This is a genomic window from Pseudoalteromonas sp. BSi20495, from assembly GCF_000241185.1.
Taxonomy (GTDB): Bacteria; Pseudomonadota; Gammaproteobacteria; order Enterobacterales; family Alteromonadaceae; genus Pseudoalteromonas; species Pseudoalteromonas fuliginea.
Window position 1 is genome coordinate 37,129 of sequence record NZ_BADY01000117.1, and the last position, 17,280, is coordinate 54,408.

At 39.8% G+C, this 17,280-nt stretch carries 11 protein-coding genes and 1 pseudogene; 4 read left to right on the top strand and 8 right to left on the bottom strand.

Features of this window, described 5'->3' with window-relative positions; genetic code table 11:
- Positions 1–371 precede the first annotated feature (371 nt).
- Positions 372–3,107: a DNA polymerase I gene (gene polA, locus P20495_RS05850; RefSeq protein ID WP_008137694.1), complete on the bottom strand. Its 2,736-nt coding sequence runs from the start codon at positions 3,105–3,107 to the stop codon at positions 372–374.
- Between the two features lie 524 nt (positions 3,108–3,631).
- Between polA and elbB the strand changes: the two genes are divergently transcribed.
- The 3 genes from elbB (at position 3,632) to P20495_RS05835 (ending at position 7,639) form a co-directional block, all read left to right on the top strand.
- A complete protein-coding gene (gene elbB, locus P20495_RS05845; protein ID WP_008137696.1) occupies positions 3,632–4,279 on the top strand; it encodes an isoprenoid biosynthesis glyoxalase ElbB in 648 nt (215 codons plus the stop codon).
- A 232-nt stretch (positions 4,280–4,511) separates the two neighbouring features.
- Positions 4,512–4,907, top strand: coding sequence for a cytochrome c5 family protein (locus tag P20495_RS05840; RefSeq protein ID WP_007377277.1), 396 nt, complete (start codon positions 4,512–4,514; stop codon positions 4,905–4,907).
- 161 nt (positions 4,908–5,068) lie between these two features.
- Entirely contained in the window at positions 5,069–7,639 is a 2,571-nt protein-coding gene (locus P20495_RS05835) for a diguanylate cyclase domain-containing protein (RefSeq protein ID WP_008137697.1), read from the top strand.
- Between the two features lie 24 nt (positions 7,640–7,663).
- On the opposite strand, the pseudogene rep reads toward P20495_RS05835, so the two are convergent.
- Positions 7,664–9,684, bottom strand: a pseudogene (gene rep, locus P20495_RS22695) (DNA helicase Rep).
- Between the two features lie 161 nt (positions 9,685–9,845).
- Between rep and P20495_RS05825 the strand changes: the two are divergent.
- Positions 9,846–10,109, top strand: a complete 264-nt coding sequence (locus P20495_RS05825) for an accessory factor UbiK family protein (RefSeq protein WP_007377280.1) — start codon at positions 9,846–9,848, stop codon at positions 10,107–10,109.
- A gap of 41 nt (positions 10,110–10,150) precedes the next feature.
- Here P20495_RS05825 and P20495_RS05820 read toward each other — a convergent pair whose 3' ends face one another.
- The 6 genes from P20495_RS05820 to ilvD form a co-directional block, all read right to left on the bottom strand.
- A complete protein-coding gene (locus tag P20495_RS05820; protein WP_008137703.1) occupies positions 10,151–10,795 on the bottom strand; it encodes an NAD(P)H-binding protein in 645 nt (214 codons plus the stop codon).
- A 4-nt stretch (positions 10,796–10,799) separates the two neighbouring features.
- Positions 10,800–11,462 (bottom strand): carbonate dehydratase, encoded by a 663-nt coding sequence (can, locus tag P20495_RS05815; RefSeq protein ID WP_007377282.1) that lies wholly within the window; start codon positions 11,460–11,462, stop codon positions 10,800–10,802.
- 30 nt (positions 11,463–11,492) lie between these two features.
- A complete protein-coding gene (locus P20495_RS05810) occupies positions 11,493–12,668 on the bottom strand; it encodes a methyltransferase (protein WP_008137704.1) in 1,176 nt (391 codons plus the stop codon).
- A gap of 62 nt (positions 12,669–12,730) precedes the next feature.
- Positions 12,731–13,765, bottom strand: a complete 1,035-nt coding sequence (locus P20495_RS05805) for an ABC transporter substrate-binding protein (RefSeq protein ID WP_008137706.1) — start codon at positions 13,763–13,765, stop codon at positions 12,731–12,733.
- A 97-nt stretch (positions 13,766–13,862) separates the two neighbouring features.
- Complete coding sequence (gene ilvA / locus P20495_RS05800; protein ID WP_008137709.1) at positions 13,863–15,416, bottom strand: threonine ammonia-lyase, biosynthetic; 1,554 nt, start codon at positions 15,414–15,416, stop codon at positions 13,863–13,865.
- 2 nt (positions 15,417–15,418) lie between these two features.
- Complete coding sequence (ilvD, locus tag P20495_RS05795) at positions 15,419–17,275, bottom strand: dihydroxy-acid dehydratase (protein ID WP_033016146.1); 1,857 nt, start codon at positions 17,273–17,275, stop codon at positions 15,419–15,421.
- Between the last annotated feature and the right edge of the window lie 5 nt (positions 17,276–17,280).

The following is a 17,280-nucleotide window of genomic DNA, read 5'->3' on the forward strand; positions in this document are numbered from 1 at the left end:
ATAAATAATTTTTTAGATAGGATTTTCAGGTGTAAAACAAAAAACGGCCCACCAAACAAGTTGGTAGGCCGGTATAGCAAACTGGGGAGAAGCTATCAATTTGTTGCACCCTTTCAGATGCATCATCAACAGGATGTCCTACAGGATAGGACAGGCGGGACTTTAACAAAAGCACGCATTAAAATACAATCATATTCCTGTAAAACAGCTCGAATTGACGAACATATAACGATTTAATACAAATAGTTGCTTAAATTAACCTTATTTTAACTAAAGCTTGCACATAGCTAATTGAATCGCTGTTATTCGCCCTTTTACTTAAACATAAAAAAAGCGCCAAAAGGCGCTTTAATTAAAATGCTCAAATTGCATTAATGGGCTTGTTCCCAGTTGTCACCTTCGTCGGCTTCAACAATAAGTGGCACATCAAGCGCTGCAGCTTGCGACATCAGTTCACAAATATGTTTTGTATATTCTGGTGCGCAGTCTGTTTTAATTTCAAATACTAATTCATCGTGTACTTGCATTAGTAGCTTAATCGTATTTGGCGCCTGTTCGTGTACCCAACGGTTAACACTCAGCATTGCTTTTTTAATAATATCGGCGGCAGTACCTTGCATTGGTGCGTTTATAGCAGCACGTTCGGCTCCTTTCCTGCGCGCGCCATTACGTGCGTTTATTTCTGGTAAATGTAGGCGGCGACCAAATATTGTTTCAACATAGCCATTTTCAGCTGCTTTTTCGCGTGTTGTTTCCATGTACTCTAATACACCAGGAAAACGCTCAAAGTATTTATCTATGTAATGCTGCGCTTCATGGCGTGGCACATCTAGTTGACGTGCTAAACCAAATGCCGACATACCATAAATTAAGCCAAAGTTTACTGCTTTCGCCTTGCGGCGCATATCGGTAGTTACATCATCAAGCTCTACACCAAATACTTCAGCGGCAGTTGCACTGTGTACATCTAAGCCGTTAGCAAATGCATTTAATAAACCTTTGTCTTGTGAAAGGTGCGCCATAATGCGCAGCTCAATTTGACTATAATCGGCAGCGACAATTTTATAACCATCTGCAGCTATAAACGCTTCACGAATTCGACGCCCTTCTTCTGAACGAATAGGAATATTTTGTAAATTAGGATCGGTTGAACTCAAGCGCCCCGTTGCAGTAATTGCCTGATGATAAGACGTATGTACACGCTGGGTTTTCTCATTCACCATTAATGGTAATTTATCGGTGTAAGTTGATTTAAGCTTTGATAAACCACGATGCTCTATAATTACTTTAGGTAGTGGATAATCATGAGCAAGCTCTTGCAATACTTCTTCTGCGGTAGAAGGTGCACCTTTAGGTGTTTTTTTGATGATAGGCAGGCCAAGCTTTTCAAACAACAATACTTGTAGTTGCTTAGGAGAGCTTAAATTAAATGGTTCGCCTGCTATTTCAAATGCTTCTTTTTCAAGTTCAATTAAACGCTCGCCTAATCGTTGGCTGTGCGCTGCAAGCATATTGCTGTCTATTGCTACACCGGTTCGTTCAATATCAGAAATCACACTAACAAGTGGCATTTCTATATCTTCGAATACAGATTTTAGCTTTTCATCAGCCGCTATTTTTGGCCAAAGCACTTCATGTAGGCGCAAAGTAATATCGGCATCTTCTGCAGCATAAGGCGCAGCTTTTTCAAGTTCAATTTGGTTGAAGGTAAGTTGCTTTTTACCTTTGCCAGCAATATCTTCAAAGCTAATATTTTTATGGCCTAGATATTTAAGTGCTAGCGAGTCCATATCATGGCGTGTACCCACACTATTAAATACGTATGACTCAAGCATGGTGTCAAACTTAATACCATTTAGCGCAAAACCTGCATTCGCTAATACACTTTTGTCGTATTTAAGGTTTTGCCCTACTTTAGCTTTGTTTTCATCGGCCAAAATTGGACCTAGCTTTTGCATTACAAATTCAAGGCTTAGTTGATCAGGCGCACCTGGGTAGTCATGCGCTAGAGGTAAATACACAGCTTCACCCGCTTTTACGGCAAAACTCATACCCACTAATTGCGCTTTCATGTAATCAAGGCTGGTAGTTTCTGTATCAAATGCAAATAACTCGGCACTATTTAATTGCTCTATTAACGTATCAAATTGCGCTTGCGTTAAAATAGTTTCGTAATGAGCATCTTCTACTTTTGGTAATTCAGTGGCTTCGGTAGGTACAGCTAGATGTGTTTCTGCATCTTTAGGGTTATCTAGCAACTCAGCTAACCAACGACGGAATTCGCACTCACCATATAGTGCAATTAATTCGTCTTTATTTGGCTCTTGTAGTTTGAACGTATCAAGATCTGATTCGACTTCAACATCGCACTTAATTGTTGCAAGCTCGTAGCTTAAAGGCAGATGATCGAGAGCTGCAGCTAACTTTTCACCTATTTTACCCTTGATCTCACTTGCGTGATCCATTACACCTTGCAACGAGCCATATTTTTCTAACCACTTAACCGCCGTTTTAGGCCCACAACCTTCAACACCCGGAATATTATCGACCTTATCGCCCATTAATGCTAAGTAATCAATAATAAGTTCAGGGCCTACACCAAACTTTTCAACCACGGTAACGGGATCTGAAATACTGTCGGTCATCGTGTTTATTAGCGTAACGTGTTCATTAACAAGCTGTGCCATGTCTTTATCGCCAGTAGAGACGAGTACATGTCGTTTTTGCTCTGATGCTATACGTGCAAATGTACCAATAACATCATCGGCTTCAACACCTTCGATGCTAATTAGCGGAAAACCCATCGCTTTGATAATACTGTGTATTGGTGCTATTTGTGTGCGTAAGTCATCAGGCATAGGCGGACGATTTGCCTTATACTCGCTATACATGTCGTTACGGAACGTTTTGCCTTTTGCATCAAATATAACCACCATGTGTGAGGGATCATATTGTCTGATCAAGCTTTTAAGCATGTTGATCACGCCATAAATAGCGCCCGTAGCCTCACCTTTAGAATTAGTTAAATGCGGCGGAGAATGATAAGCACGAAATAAATATGACGAGCCATCAACTAAAATAAGTGGGTTTTCGGGGATCTGAGCCATGGTGAATTTGGATCCTAAATGCAAAAAATTAAGGTGATTGTAAGCATGCCATAAGGTAGGAAATAAAACGACTGTGAATTATCAATCATTGTCTCATTTCAACTTGAGCAAGCTGTGGATAAGTATGTAGATAACAGCCACAAAAAAATCTTCCAAAGCATAATGCAATGCCTAGAAAATACTTTAACTACATGTTTTTAATTTAAAAAAGATAATACGAGGTTCTTTTTTTATTCTTTTAGACCAATGTGGAAAAAGGTTTTTTAACGACTACATCCGCTGTTACTCACTTCGATTATAGTCATCCAACCCAATAACCGGACGAGTATTCTAGCATAATGGATCAAAGATCATAGCGATCCTTTATACTTTTTTTCATTAGCTATAATCACCAAAAGATATATACCGCATTACAACTTACCTAGCGTACAATTTTCACACTGAAATTAATTTAAATAGACAATTTAGTACATGTTAAACTTCAAACTATAAGCTTAATAAATTTAATTAAGGAATATAAAAGCATGAAAAAAGTAGCTGTAATATTAGCAGGAAGTGGCGTATACGATGGCAGTGAAATTAATGAAGTAGTTTTAACGCTATTACACATAGCCAAAAATGGCGGGGCTTATCAATGTTTTGCACCTGATATTGAGCAACTTCATACCATTAACCACTTAACAGGCGATGTTATGCCTGATAAACGCAATGTATTAACAGAAGCTGCTCGTATTGCACGGGGCGACATAAAATCCCTGATTGACCTAGATGTAGCTCAATTTGATGCGTTAATTGTACCTGGTGGTTTTGGTGCGGCTAAAAACTTATGCGACTTTGCAATTAAGGGCACAAAAGCAAATATCAATCAGGACGTACTTAATACTTGTAAAGCATTTGCTAAAGCAAAAAAACCTGCTGGGTATATGTGTATTGCACCCGCTTTGATCCCATTTATTTACGATAATGCCCAACTCACTATTGGTAACGATGTAGATACAGCACAAGCACTAAGCACATTAGGCGCCAAACATATTAACTGCGCAGTGGATGATGTAGTGATCGATGAAGCAAATAAGCTAGTTACCACTCCTGCTTACATGTTGGCACAATCGATTCTTGATGCGGATGCGGGGATCGCAAAACTAGTTACTAGCGTATTAACAATGAATTAATTTTGATCTTAAGATCTAAGAAGTTAATTATATGACTGATTACGCTTATTAAATTGCTCAACAAAAAACAATAAATAATTAAATTTTATTGCGTTAACGCAAAAAGTAGTCAGTTTTATTAATAAAAACGTCTCTTAGCATTTTATAAATTGGCTCAGAGAGTTATAATCGGTTTAATTTCCGTCATCTATATCGTGATTGATCACGTTCAAATCGAAGTGAGCAAGGCAAAATGAAAAAATTAACAGCTGCTGCATTATTATTGCTAGCAACCACCGCATACGCACAGCCATATGATAACTCTATGACTGAAGATGCAATTAAAAAACGTCTCGCGCCGGTTGGTGCTGTGTATCTTGAAGGTGATAAAGCAGCTGTTGCTGCAGTACCTACAGGCCCACGTTCTGGTGAGCAAGTATATCAGGGGGCATGTTTTGCATGTCATGGCACTGGTGCACTAGGCGCGCCAAAGTCAGCTGACGATTGGGCTCCACGCATAGCTAAAGGTAAAGACACTTTACTTGGGCATGCAATTAATGGTTTTAATGCAATGCCGCCAAAAGGCACTTGTATGGATTGTTCTGATGATGAGATAAGCGCTGCAATCGATTTTATGACATCTAAATAAGTATTTGTAAAATAAAAAAGGTTTACCTATGGGTAAGCCTTTTTTAATACCTTTTTAACGCTTTTAGCGCCTTAATTAGGGTAATATCCACTTGACGATCGCCGCTAAAAATGAAATTATAAGGCTAATAACTATACAATAATAATAGTCGGTTAACGTCATTGGAAGATAAACTCTCAGCATCGAGTAAGTTAGCGTATCAAAACAAGCGCCTTAAAGTGCTACTCGAAAAGTACAAACAATCCCATCACCTACAAAATGCGCTGATCCAACTATCAGAGCAAGCTAGTACTGTTGCTGAGTTAACTCTGTTATATCCCGCTATCCATGACATTTTACAAAAATATGTGCCTAGTAAAAGTTTTTATGTCGTTTTATCGAATCAAGACACACAATCATTAGAACTTTCTTACTTTTCAGATGAAAAAGATGGAATTGCAGTTGCACTCAACCAAACAAACAGCTTTGATGAAGGCGCGACTGGCTATGTATTTAAACAAGGCAAAACAACCTGTTTTACTAAGCAGCAAATGCAAGACGCAGCTGCAAAAGGTTTATTTAAAGCATTAGGCACCCCCGCCGAGCATTGGGTTGGCGTACCTGTTTATCAGGAAAGAAATATCATTGGTGTGCTCGCTGCACAAAGTTACGATACTCGAAAAGGTTACAGTGACCAGCAAATACAATTGCTTGAGGTTATGTCACTTTACTTAGCAACAGCAATAGAGCGTGTTAAAAAGCGAGAGCTATTAGAATCAGAAGTTAAAATTCGTACCCGTGCACTCACTCAGAGTAATGACGCATTAAACCTAGAAATAGAGCAACGAAAACGCGCACTTCAACGTCAACAAATTCTATTTAAAATTTCAGAATTAGCGACTCAAGCTAAAAACCTTAACGATGCTTACGTTAAAATACATGAAATAATAAAAACAATTACCTATGCAGAAAATTTATATATTGCACTTTATGATAAAGAATCTGGCTGGATCAGCTTTCCTTATTGTGTTGATGAATTTAAAGATAATACGCAACCAAGACGCTTTGCTAAAGGCTATAGTGAGCTAGTTATAAGCACCGAAGAAACACAACTTATACATCCGTGCAGAGCAAAAAAATTAATAGAGAAAGGCGTAGTACAACGAGCTAAACCAGTAAAAAAAGAGCAAATGGCCACCAGTTGGTTGGGTGCTCCACTAAAGACCTCGCAAGGAGTTATGGGTTTAATTGTTTGCCAAGCCTATTACAACAAACATATTTTTAACCAAGATGATTGCGAACTTATCACCTTTGTATCGCATCAAATTGCAGCTGTATTGCAAACCAAACTAGCTAACCAAGCAATAAAAAAAAGCCACCAAGAGCTAGAGTTTCGGGTGAGCGAAAAAACGAAAGAGTTACGTCAAACTAATTTACATTTACAAATGCAAATGGAAGAGCGAAAAAAAATAGAACAGCAGCTTTATCATGATGCACATCATGACTCTCTCACTAGTTTGCCTAATCGTAGTTTATTTTTAACACAACTAGAAAAAACGCTACAACATTTTCAACGCTTTCCTGAACATCATTTTGCTGTGTTATTTATAGATTTAGACAAATTTAAAGATATAAACGACCAGTTAGGACATCATGCCGGTGATCAATTTTTAATTAGTGTCGCAGAGCTATTTTCTCAGTGCATACGCGAGCACGATTTACTTGCTCGCTTAGGCGGGGATGAATTTGTTATTTTATTAACGCATTTAACCGAGCCACAGCAAGCGGAAGACGTTGCAAATCGTATTATTGATTTAATGAAGAAACCATTTAGTTTAAAAGGTACCTCTCTTCAAAGCGGCGCGAGTATAGGAATAACCTACTCAAAGCACGACTATACACACACAGACGAAATTATTCGCGATGCTGATGCAGCTATGTATTATGCAAAAAATTCGGGCCGAAATCGCTACGAGTTATTTCATCCACTCTTGTCACAATCAGTATCACAGCAAGAATTACATATATTGCATCATTTAGATGCATTACCAATGAGCTTTAGAAGCTCAGAAATTATTACCTTAGATGAGCAACATCAATCTGAATCATTATTTGAAGCATTTGGTGAACACCCAATACTTGGTTTTACTAGCTTTGATATTTTGAAAAAGTTTGCATCCGACAAAGAACAGCATCTTGAGGTAGAATTACAGCTACTACAACGAGCTTATGCACAAGCGCTTGAAGCTAATGTAAGTATGGCACTTGTGCCCTGCTCTTGCCTGTTATTAGAGCCTCATGAATTTACTTTATTCACCGAAGTACTGAGCAAACAAATTGGCCAAAGCCAGCTTTGTCTATTATTTGATGAGCAAGAAATTCGCCATGCATGTGCTACACAACTCGAAAATCTAAAAAAACTTCCCCAGCTTGGCTACTCCATTGGATTAAACAATTTTGCTAGAGATAGATGTGAACTTAATTTATTAACCGACGTTAACTTCGACTATTTATTACTAAGTTCAACATTTAGCAAGCGTATTCTACAGCAGGAAAGCTATGATTTTCAGTTACAAGGCGTATTAGCAATAACTAAACTTAAAACAATAAAGGTAATAGCCAAGGGCCCATCAATACTCAACTTTAGAACATTATTAGATAAACACGGTTTAGCTTTTTTTGTCGGTAAACAACATTCTCTTGTTTGCGCTGAGCAATCTCCAACAAGCACAACGCAATCACAGCTCAGCTAAGAAATTACCCTTTATAGTAGTTAATTACTCAGGTTTTTTATTAAACATAGCCCGTAAATTAGCGACTCTTGCTTGGCCTTTTTCCATGCGCTCTGCTTGCGTATTTGGCGCCTTTTTGTTTTCGAACGCGAGATCGTCCTGCGGTAACTCTTGTACAAATCGGCTTAACTCAGTTTGTGAGGTTTCACCAAATTGACGACGAATTTTTGCATAAGTAAGTGTTAACTCCTGCTGTGCGCGAGTAATACCAACATAAGCTAAGCGGCGCTCTTCATCTACGTTGTCCTCATCAATACTGACCTGATGCGGAAGTAAGCCCTCTTCCATACCCACCATAAATACGTATGGGTACTCTAAGCCCTTTGATGCATGTAGTGTTGATAAGTGCACTGCATCAGTTTCATCTTCTTCTTCGTTACGCTCAAGCATATCGCGAAGGGTTAGCTTACTAACAACCTCAGCCAATGTCATTGGTTCGTTATCGGCATCACCGGTCAACATATCGGTGATCCAGCGATATAGCTCGGATACATTTTTCATGCGCATTTCAGCGGCTTTTGCGCTAGGGGACGACTCGTACAAATACGCCTCGTAGTTAATATTACGCACCAAGTCTTTAACTGCTTCAAGCGTGTCGCTTCGTACCGCGTTATCAGATAGCTCAACAACCCAACGAGCAAACCCAGCAAGCGCATTAAAGCCACGCCCTTTTAATCTGTAGCCTAAATCGTTATCAAAGCAAGTAGCAAACAAGCTCGCATGTTTTTCATTAGCAAGCGTACCAAGCTTTTCAAGGGTAACCGTACCTATTTCGCGTCGCGGTGTATTTACGATACGTAAAAAAGCATTGTCATCATCTTGATTAACTAGCAAACGTAAATACGCCATAATATCTTTAATTTCTGAGCGAGCGAAAAACGACATACCGCCACTAATTTTATAAGGGATACGGTTACTCATTAGTGATTTTTCAAAGCCACGTGCTTGATGATTACCACGATATAAAATCGCGTAATCTTTATAGCTGGTTCGCTTCATAAACTTATGTGAGATTATTTCAGCAACTACGCGCTCAGATTCATGCTCTTCATCGCGGCACCCTATTACTTTAATCGGCTCACCATAACCTAGTTCACTAAATAACTTTTTCTCTATGTCATGTGGGTTATTGGCAATTAAAATGTTAGCCGCTTTTAGTATTCGCCCTGCACTTCGATAATTTTGCTCAAGCTTTATTAGTCTGAGCCCTGGGTAGTCTTTACCTAATAACACTAAGTTTTGCGGACGTGCACCACGCCAAGAATAAATTGATTGGTCGTCATCACCTACCACGGTAAAACGGGCACGCTCGCCTACTAGCAATTTAACAAGTTGATATTGGCTTGTATTGGTATCTTGATACTCATCCACCAGCAAATATTTAAAGCGTTGCTGCCAACGCTCACGGGAAGTGGCATTATTAGTGAGTAACAAGGTAGGGATCATAATTAAATCATCAAAATCCAGTGCGTTATATGCACGTAGCTGATTTTGATAGCGAGCATAAAGCTGTGCAAACAAGGCTTTTTGCGCATCGCGCGCTTCACGTATTGCTTGCTCTGGCAGTACTAATTCGTTTTTCCAACTACCAATTTCCATTTTAAGTAGTTTGAGTAGGTCTTTGTCTTTTTTTAGTTCGTCTTCGGTGAGCTCACTAAGAAGCTGATTAGTATCTTGATCATCAAATAACGAAAAGCCAGGTTTAAACCCCAATGTGCTTAATTCTTTTTTATTATTTCTAAACCGAGTGTATGAAACGTTGATACCCATAAACCTTTAGCGTCTTGCTTACCGAGCGTTTGCAGTACTCGCTCACGCATTTCTTTAGCTGCTTTATTGGTAAAAGTAACGGCGGCTATATTTCGTGCTTTGTACTCACATTTTTTCACTAAATAAGCGATTTTATTCGTAATAACACGGGTTTTACCAGAGCCTGCGCCTGCGAGTACCAAGCATGGACCACTAATATATTTTACGGCTTCATCTTGTTTAGGATTGAGTTTCATAACGACCAAAGAAATTTAAAAGACGTGCAATTTTAACGTAACCATTACTGCGAGCATAGCAATTGCCTTAATTAATTAAGGTAAAGATGATCATGTGTTAAATACCGTGGGTATAAGGTAATATTAGTTATTATCATTTAGGCAATGCCGAAGGGACAAATATGATCAACCCAGCAAAACTTGAAGAAATTGCTAAGCAAATTACTAGCAATATGCCACAAGGTGTAAAAAACCTAGCAGACACACTCGAAGGTAAAACAAAGCAAGTTTTACAAAACAAGCTTGCTGAGATGGACTTTGTGAGCCGTGAAGAATTTGATGTGCAAAGCCAAGTACTTATTCGTACTCGCGAAAAGTTAACCGAACTTGAAGCTAAAGTTGCATTGCTTGAGCAACAACTTAGCACTGAGACTGATACTGAATAATTACAAAGGCAGCTTAGGCTGCCTTTTGCGTTTTACTAAGTTTATTCAAATAGCTCATCAAGTACGTAATAAAATAACTTAGTCTGTTGCTCTAAACTCACACTCAGCATTTTTTGCGCAACTTGCTCGCCAGTTATTGGTTTGTAACGCTTTAAAAATGGAAGTCGTGTAATAACAGGAAAAATAATACTGCCTATTTTTTCTGCCACTCTAAATTGCTCACGATCACCTAACAATAAAGACGGTTGAAAAATGCTGACTTTATCAAAAGCGAGTGCTTTTATATGCTGCTCAAGCTCACCCTTCATTTTTAAATAAGGGCTATTGCTGTGCGTGTTCGCCCCGCTTGATGACACTAAACAATAATGCGTAACGCCATTACATGCCGCTAACTGCGCCGCTATAAACTGATAATCAAAATCAACTTTACGCTGAGCTTGTATCGATCCAGCTTGCTTACGGGTGGTGCCCAAACACGAAAACAATACGTCACCTTTAAACAGCTCAACGTATTGAGTTAATTTTTCAAAATCAATAACATGATTAACTAGCTTTGCGTGTAAAATAGGCAAAGCCCGACGGCTCAACGTAACCACTTTAGTATAATGCTCGCTATTAAGTAGCTTATGGAGCAACTCATTACCGACCAAACCTGTAGCACCAATTAATACCGCCGTTTTAGTCATGAATTTATTTACTCTCACCCACTTTATTAAGTACGTGTTGTACTGCTCTTTTATAGCTTTGCGTTTCTTCGCTCGCGCACGTCACTACAGATTCTAGATCATGAAGATGCCCGTTTTCTAAACCATACACCCAACCATGAACGCTTAGCTCTTGGCCACGCTCCCACGCATCTTGCACTATATTAGTACGGCATACATTACGTACTTGCTCTATTACATTTAGCTCAATAAGGCGGCTTAATCGTTCGCTTTCTGGCATTGCGTCAAGTTGTTCAAGGTGCTTTTCTTTTACATCCCCTACATGGCGTAGCCAGTTGTCAATAAAGCCAAATTTTGCATTGCTTAAAACGGCTTGTACGCCACCACAACCGTAATGCCCCACAACCATGATATGTTTTACTTTTAAAACCTCTACAGCGTACTGCATAACCGATAAACAGTTATGATCGGTATGTACAACCACGTTAGCAACGTTACGATGTACAAATAATTCGCCTGGTAGTAAATCAACTATTTGATTAGCAGGTACACGAGAGTCTGAGCAACCAATCCATAAATATTCAGGATTTTGTTGCATAGATAAAATTTTAAAAAACTCAGGGTCTGCTTCACTTGTACGAGCAGCCCAACGTTTATTGTTATCGAATAAATTTTTTAACTTTCTCATTGCATCTCTTATTAAGTCGAGGGCGGAAATTTAGTGGATATTAGCAAGAATCAAAATATTGCGAGGCGTTAACTGCTTTTCACAAAACGTTTTAACGCTTACTTGATAGCCTTGCTGTTGCAAATATAAAGCACGATCGAGCACAAGCCAAACCTCAATTGCCCTTCTGAACACATGTCGAACCAGTTCAACGCGATCAGTTATTTTTTTTCGAGCCTGCCCAATAGATAAATATTTATTGTAATCAGTATCTTGAGGTATGTTTAGTGTCTTTTTTTCTGCTGCCCATCCGCAAAATGATTTAAACGAATCTGAGAATATAGCTTTATTAACCGAAGGAACACTTACGTAGTGTTGTTCGCCAGTAATCGACTTTCTTAGTGCATCAAAACCGAGTCGCCATTCTAGTTCTGTTTTGCGCACTTTTTCTAAACGAGAAGGCGCAGTAACAGTTTCTTGTAAAGCGAGCTTTAAATCGCGGTGTGTTAGGTTTAGTCCACTTTGTTTTGCAACCTCACTCATTGCAAGGTATTCATTAGCCGTAAATAAATGATAACAACAAGGTGAAAAACTAATTTGTTGTACTTTTGCTAAACTTGCTTGGCGCATAAATGTTTGGTGTAAACCTCCACATGCGTGAAGTGCTACAGCATGCATATCTGTATTAAAAAATTGAGTGATATCGTCTTTTAATACATTTGCTTGGCTAAAGTGCATTACCAAGCCTTGTTGCTGTACACTTTTTTGTCCTTGCTCGCATAAGCTTTGTTGCAGTTCAATACTATGCACATTACTTGCGCCATTAAACGCAAGCATTCGCCCTAAGTGCCCTTTACCGGCGCACCATTCTAAAACTGGTTGCTTAGTATTAGGTAGTGCAGATACAAAATCTTTTAACTGCTCAAATTTACGGCCTTTAATGCCGTTACTCAGCCAAAAAGGATAATCAACTTTCGCGTGTGCGGTGCTAGGTAATTCGCATAAATTAGCGAGCTCATCAAGTTGGTTTATATGATTGCTAAAAAATTGATATAGTTTATCTTGATCATTATCAAGTGCGATTACTTGATCATCCGTTAGATTATTGAGTGTATCTTGCAGATCTCCCCAAGGAATCGCGTCAAAATCAAACGCAGTGCACTGCCAATAATGACGATTACGCATGAGTAATGAATCAAGTGCAAAAAATTGTTCCGCTAAAGTCATAACTGCTTAAAGTATAAAAAAGACAATTAATTATACCAGCTCGATGAACTCTCATTAAGTGGTTATTTTTTGCTGAATATTAAACGTAAATACAGAGGAATAGAAACAATACTAATAATCATCGCAGCAATTAACATCCACGATAACTGCACTTTTTCGGGTTCTTGATATTTATATATAAAATTCGCTTTCACCTCATCAAATTCATTTTGCTCAATTGCATATAGATCAGCAATTAAACGCCATTTTGCTATCGACATATGCCCTAAACTGGTCGTGGGTGGCGTTATATAATCCCTTAGTACTTCGGCCTCAAAAGCGAGCTGATGAAAACTTTTACTCGGTGCATATCTTTGCTGGGTTACCGCAATAGCTTCATCCATATTCATCATTGCATAGCGCCAGCCTTTTAGGCTTGCTTGATAAAACTTTTCCACCGTTTGCGGATTTTTTTTAAGCATACTTTCGCTGGTAAATAAAATATCTCCATATACATCCATACCATAACGCTGTGGGCATATAAGCCGGTGAGATACGCCTTGCTGAGTCATGTAGTACGGCTGGTTAGTAACATATACTTGCATAGCATCTAGCTTGTTTTCAATCCAAGCCTGATCTGGATTTTCGCCATCGTAAAGTTTGAGTTTACCGACATCAACGCCACTGCGTTTAAGCATAATAAGTAGTTCGGTGCCATCATTTTTGCTCACCGCAGTGATACGTTTATTAACAAAGTCACGTGGATGAAAAATATCAGACGTGTCTTTAACCATCCAGCAGTAAGGTGAAAACTGTAATAAGGCAGCCATAGCAACAAGAGGTTGTCCATTAATACGTTGCTGTAAAATGCCTGAATGTCCGACACCAAACTGTGCTTCTCCATTGGCAACAGGACCAAAAGTATCAGGCATCATTGGATTAGCTGGTTTTATAGTTACATCAAGGCCTGCTTCATTATAAAAGCCTTTTTGCTCTGCCATATAATAACCGGCAAACTGAAACTGATGCGTCCATTTTAGCTGTAATGTAACTGATTCTTGCGCCACTATGTGACTACAAAAAAAACACAATACAAAAATTAATCCTTTTAATAGCAACCAAGTGCCCTCAAAAAGTATGACGATTACCTGTAACTATATGTAAAATTTGCGATAAAGCAAGCACCCTAGTTAGGTGCCTGCCTTTAAAGAAGGACTATACAGAGGCGAGTTTTTCGGCTTTTTCTGCTTGCGGCTTTGATGTTAAAAATTGGCTAAAGCACGGATTTTGTGTTTCATCTTGTACACTGTAACCTAAACGGTTTAAGTGCTCGTTAAACATCTCATACTGACTTGGCTCAATAGCAAAACCTGCCAGTACATTCCCCATAGAACCACCGTGATTACGATAATGAAATAAGGTAATGTTCCAATTACTACCTAAAGTATCTAAAAAGCGTGCAAGCGCACCTGGATATTCAGGAAATTCAAAGCGAAGTAAGCGCTCATGTAATTGCTCTGGTGCTTTTCCGCCAACCATATAGCGCACATGTAATTTAGCGAGTTCGTTATCCGACAGGTCGCAAAATTGGTAATCATTATTTGTTAAGTCTTGCTTTAGCTCATTAAGCTCTTGCTCGCCTTGGCGCAGGGCAATACCTACAAATATTTGTGCTTCACCAGGTCCTGCATAACGGTAGTTAAACTCAGTAATAGCACGGCCACCTAAAGAAGCACAAAACTGTTTAAAACTGCCTTTTTCTTCTTTAATAGTAACCGCTAATAACGCTTCGTTTTTTTCACCCAGCGCAGTGCGCTCTGCAACATAACGCAGGCGATCAAAGTTTAAATTAGCACCCGAAAGCACAGCCGCTAAATGTAACCCTTTTAACCCTGACTGTTGGCTCCACTTTTTAAGCCCTGCCGTTGCAAGTGCACCTGAAGGCTCTGCAATTGCACGGGTAGATACAAAAATATCCTGCATGGCAGCACATATTTCGTCGCTGGTAACGGTTATAACTTCATCACAAAACTTTTGCGCTAAGCGAAATGTTTCAGTGCCAATAATTTTAACCGCTACGCCATCGGCAAAACTGCCAACGCGATCAAGCTCTACCGGTTTACCGGCTTTAAGTGCAGCTTGTAAACATGCACTTTCATCGGCTTCTACGCCAATTACTTTTATATCTGGACGCAGCGATTTAATATAAACCGCCATACCAGCAAGTAAGCCACCGCCGCCAACAGGAATAAACACAGCATCAAGCTCGTTTAATTGCTGCATTAACTCGCGCGCCACAGTACCTTGACCAACAATGACGTCAGGGTCATCAAATGGTGGAACAAATATACCGTTTCGTTGCTCTGTAAGCTCAAGCGCATGTGCTTTTGCGGCATCAAAATGATGCCCATGTAGCACAACTTCACCGCCAAGCGCGCGTACCGCACTTACTTTTATTTCAGGCGTTGTTACTGGCATTACAATTGTAGCTTGATGCCCTAAGTGAGAAGCACTTAGTGCAACCCCTTGAGCATGATTACCCGCAGAAGCAGTAATCACTACTGAGCCTTTAGGTAATTTATTTAATTTGTTATACGCACCGCGTAATTTAAATGAATACACGGGCTGTTGGTCTTCACGCTTTAACCAAACATGGTTACCTAATTTAGCACCAAGCTCAGCCATTTCGCTGACCTCGGTAACTTTAGCCAAAGGCTCCATGTTTGCTTGAATAATAGCGCGAAAATAATCGAGCTCTTGAGAGACCATAATTAACTAAGCGCCTCCAATTTAGCTAAGTCGCGCACTGCGCCTTTATCAGCACTTGTTGCAAGTAATGCATAAGCCTTTAAAGCAGACGATACATAGCGCTCACGATCTACTGGTTTGTACGCCAGTTTTCCGCGTGCTAATTGTTTTTGTTTACGTGCTTCAAGCTCTTCATCACTTAACGCTAACGTAATTTCACGGGTTGCGATATCAATAATGATTTTGTCGCCATTTTCAACATAAGCAATTGCACCACCACTTGCTGCCTCTGGTGACACATGACCAATTGATAAACCCGAAGTACCACCCGAAAAGCGACCATCAGTAATAAGTGCACATTTTTCAGCTAGGCCTTTTGATTTTAAGTAGCTAGTTGGGTATAGCATTTCTTGCATACCTGGCCCGCCTCTAGGCCCTTCATAACGAATAACAACAACATCACCGGCTTTTACTTCGTTATTTAAAATCCCTTCTACTGAATCATCTTGTGATTCGTATACAATGGCGGTGCCTTCAAAATGTAGCATTTCATCAACTACGCCAGCACTTTTTACAACACAACCATCAACAGCTAGATTACCCGAAAGCACAGCTAAACCACCGTCTTGGCGAAAAGCGTGTTCAACGCTTCGAATACACCCATTCACACGGTCATTATCGCCCTCGTCCCAACGACACTCTTGGCTCATTGCTTTAGTTGTACGAATGCCCGCAGGACCCGCACGGTAAAATTTGCGCGCCGCTTCGTTAGTAGGATCTGTTGCATCCCATTTTTTAACAAGCTCGGCCATAGTTGACCCAGCGACATGATTAACCGACATATCAACTAAGCCCGCTTTACCAAGCTCGCGTACAACTGCCATCATGCCACCAGCACGATGTACATCTTCAATATGATACTCTGGTGTTGCTGGTGCCACTTTACATAAAAACGGTGTTTTACGAGAAAGCGCATCAATGTGCGACATATCAAAATCAACGCCCGCTTCTTGCGCTGCAGCAAGTAAATGTAATACCGTATTTGACGAGCCACCCATTGCAATATCAACAACCATTGCATTCATAAAGGCTGTTTTGTTAGCAATAGCACGTGGCAATACATCTTGATTATCTTTTTGATAATACTCACGACATAAATCAACAATACGAGCCCCCGCTTCAACATAAAGTTGTTTACGGTCTTTATGAGTAGCAAGCGTCGTGCCGTTACCTGGCAATGCTAAACCTATTGCTTCTAGCAGACAGTTCATTGAGTTTGCAGTAAACATGCCTGAACACGAACCACATGTTGGACATGCAGAGCGCTCAACTTGTTCTGAATCTGCATCACTTACCGATTCATCAGCGCCTTTAACCATGGCATCGACTAAATCAAGTTTAATGTCGATGTTAGCAAGTTTAGTTTTACCCGCTTCCATTGGGCCGCCCGATACAAATATTACCGGTATGTTTAAACGTAGCGCTGCAAGCATCATCCCAGGAGTGATTTTGTCGCAGTTTGAAATACAAATCATCGCATCGGCGCAGTGACCATTCACCATGTATTCAACCGAGTCAGCAATTAAATCGCGTGAAGGCAGCGAATAAAGCATACCGCCGTGTCCCATCGCAATGCCATCATCAATAGCAATGGTATTAAATTCTTTAGGAACGCCACCCGCTTGGGTTATCGTCTCACCCATAAGCTCACTAAGCTGATTAAGGTGTACATGCCCTGGTACAAATTGTGTAAACGAGTTAACTACGGCAATAATCGGTTTACCAAAATCAGAGTCTGTCATACCTGTTGCGCGCCATAATGCTCTTGCGCCTGCACGTTTACGTCCTTCAGTTGTTGTTGCACTTCTTAATTTAGCCATAGTTA

Excerpts from the sequence above, each read along its gene's own strand:
- P20495_RS05825 (WP_007377280.1), top strand. The coding sequence starts at position 9,846 with ATGATCAACCCAGCAAAACTTGAAGAAATTGCTAAGCAAATTACTAGC.
- P20495_RS05820 (WP_008137703.1), bottom strand. The coding sequence starts at position 10,795 with ATGACTAAAACGGCGGTATTAATTGGTGCTACAGGTTTGGTCGGTAAT.
- P20495_RS05810 (WP_008137704.1), bottom strand. The coding sequence starts at position 12,668 with ATGACTTTAGCGGAACAATTTTTTGCACTTGATTCATTACTCATGCGT.
- can (WP_007377282.1), bottom strand. The coding sequence starts at position 11,462 with ATGAGAAAGTTAAAAAATTTATTCGATAACAATAAACGTTGGGCTGCT.
- polA (WP_008137694.1), bottom strand. The coding sequence starts at position 3,107 with ATGGCTCAGATCCCCGAAAACCCACTTATTTTAGTTGATGGCTCGTCA.
- P20495_RS05840 (WP_007377277.1), top strand. The coding sequence starts at position 4,512 with ATGAAAAAATTAACAGCTGCTGCATTATTATTGCTAGCAACCACCGCA.
- ilvD (WP_033016146.1), bottom strand. The coding sequence starts at position 17,275 with ATGGCTAAATTAAGAAGTGCAACAACAACTGAAGGACGTAAACGTGCA.
- ilvA (WP_008137709.1), bottom strand. The coding sequence starts at position 15,416 with ATGGTCTCTCAAGAGCTCGATTATTTTCGCGCTATTATTCAAGCAAAC.
- elbB (WP_008137696.1), top strand. The coding sequence starts at position 3,632 with ATGAAAAAAGTAGCTGTAATATTAGCAGGAAGTGGCGTATACGATGGC.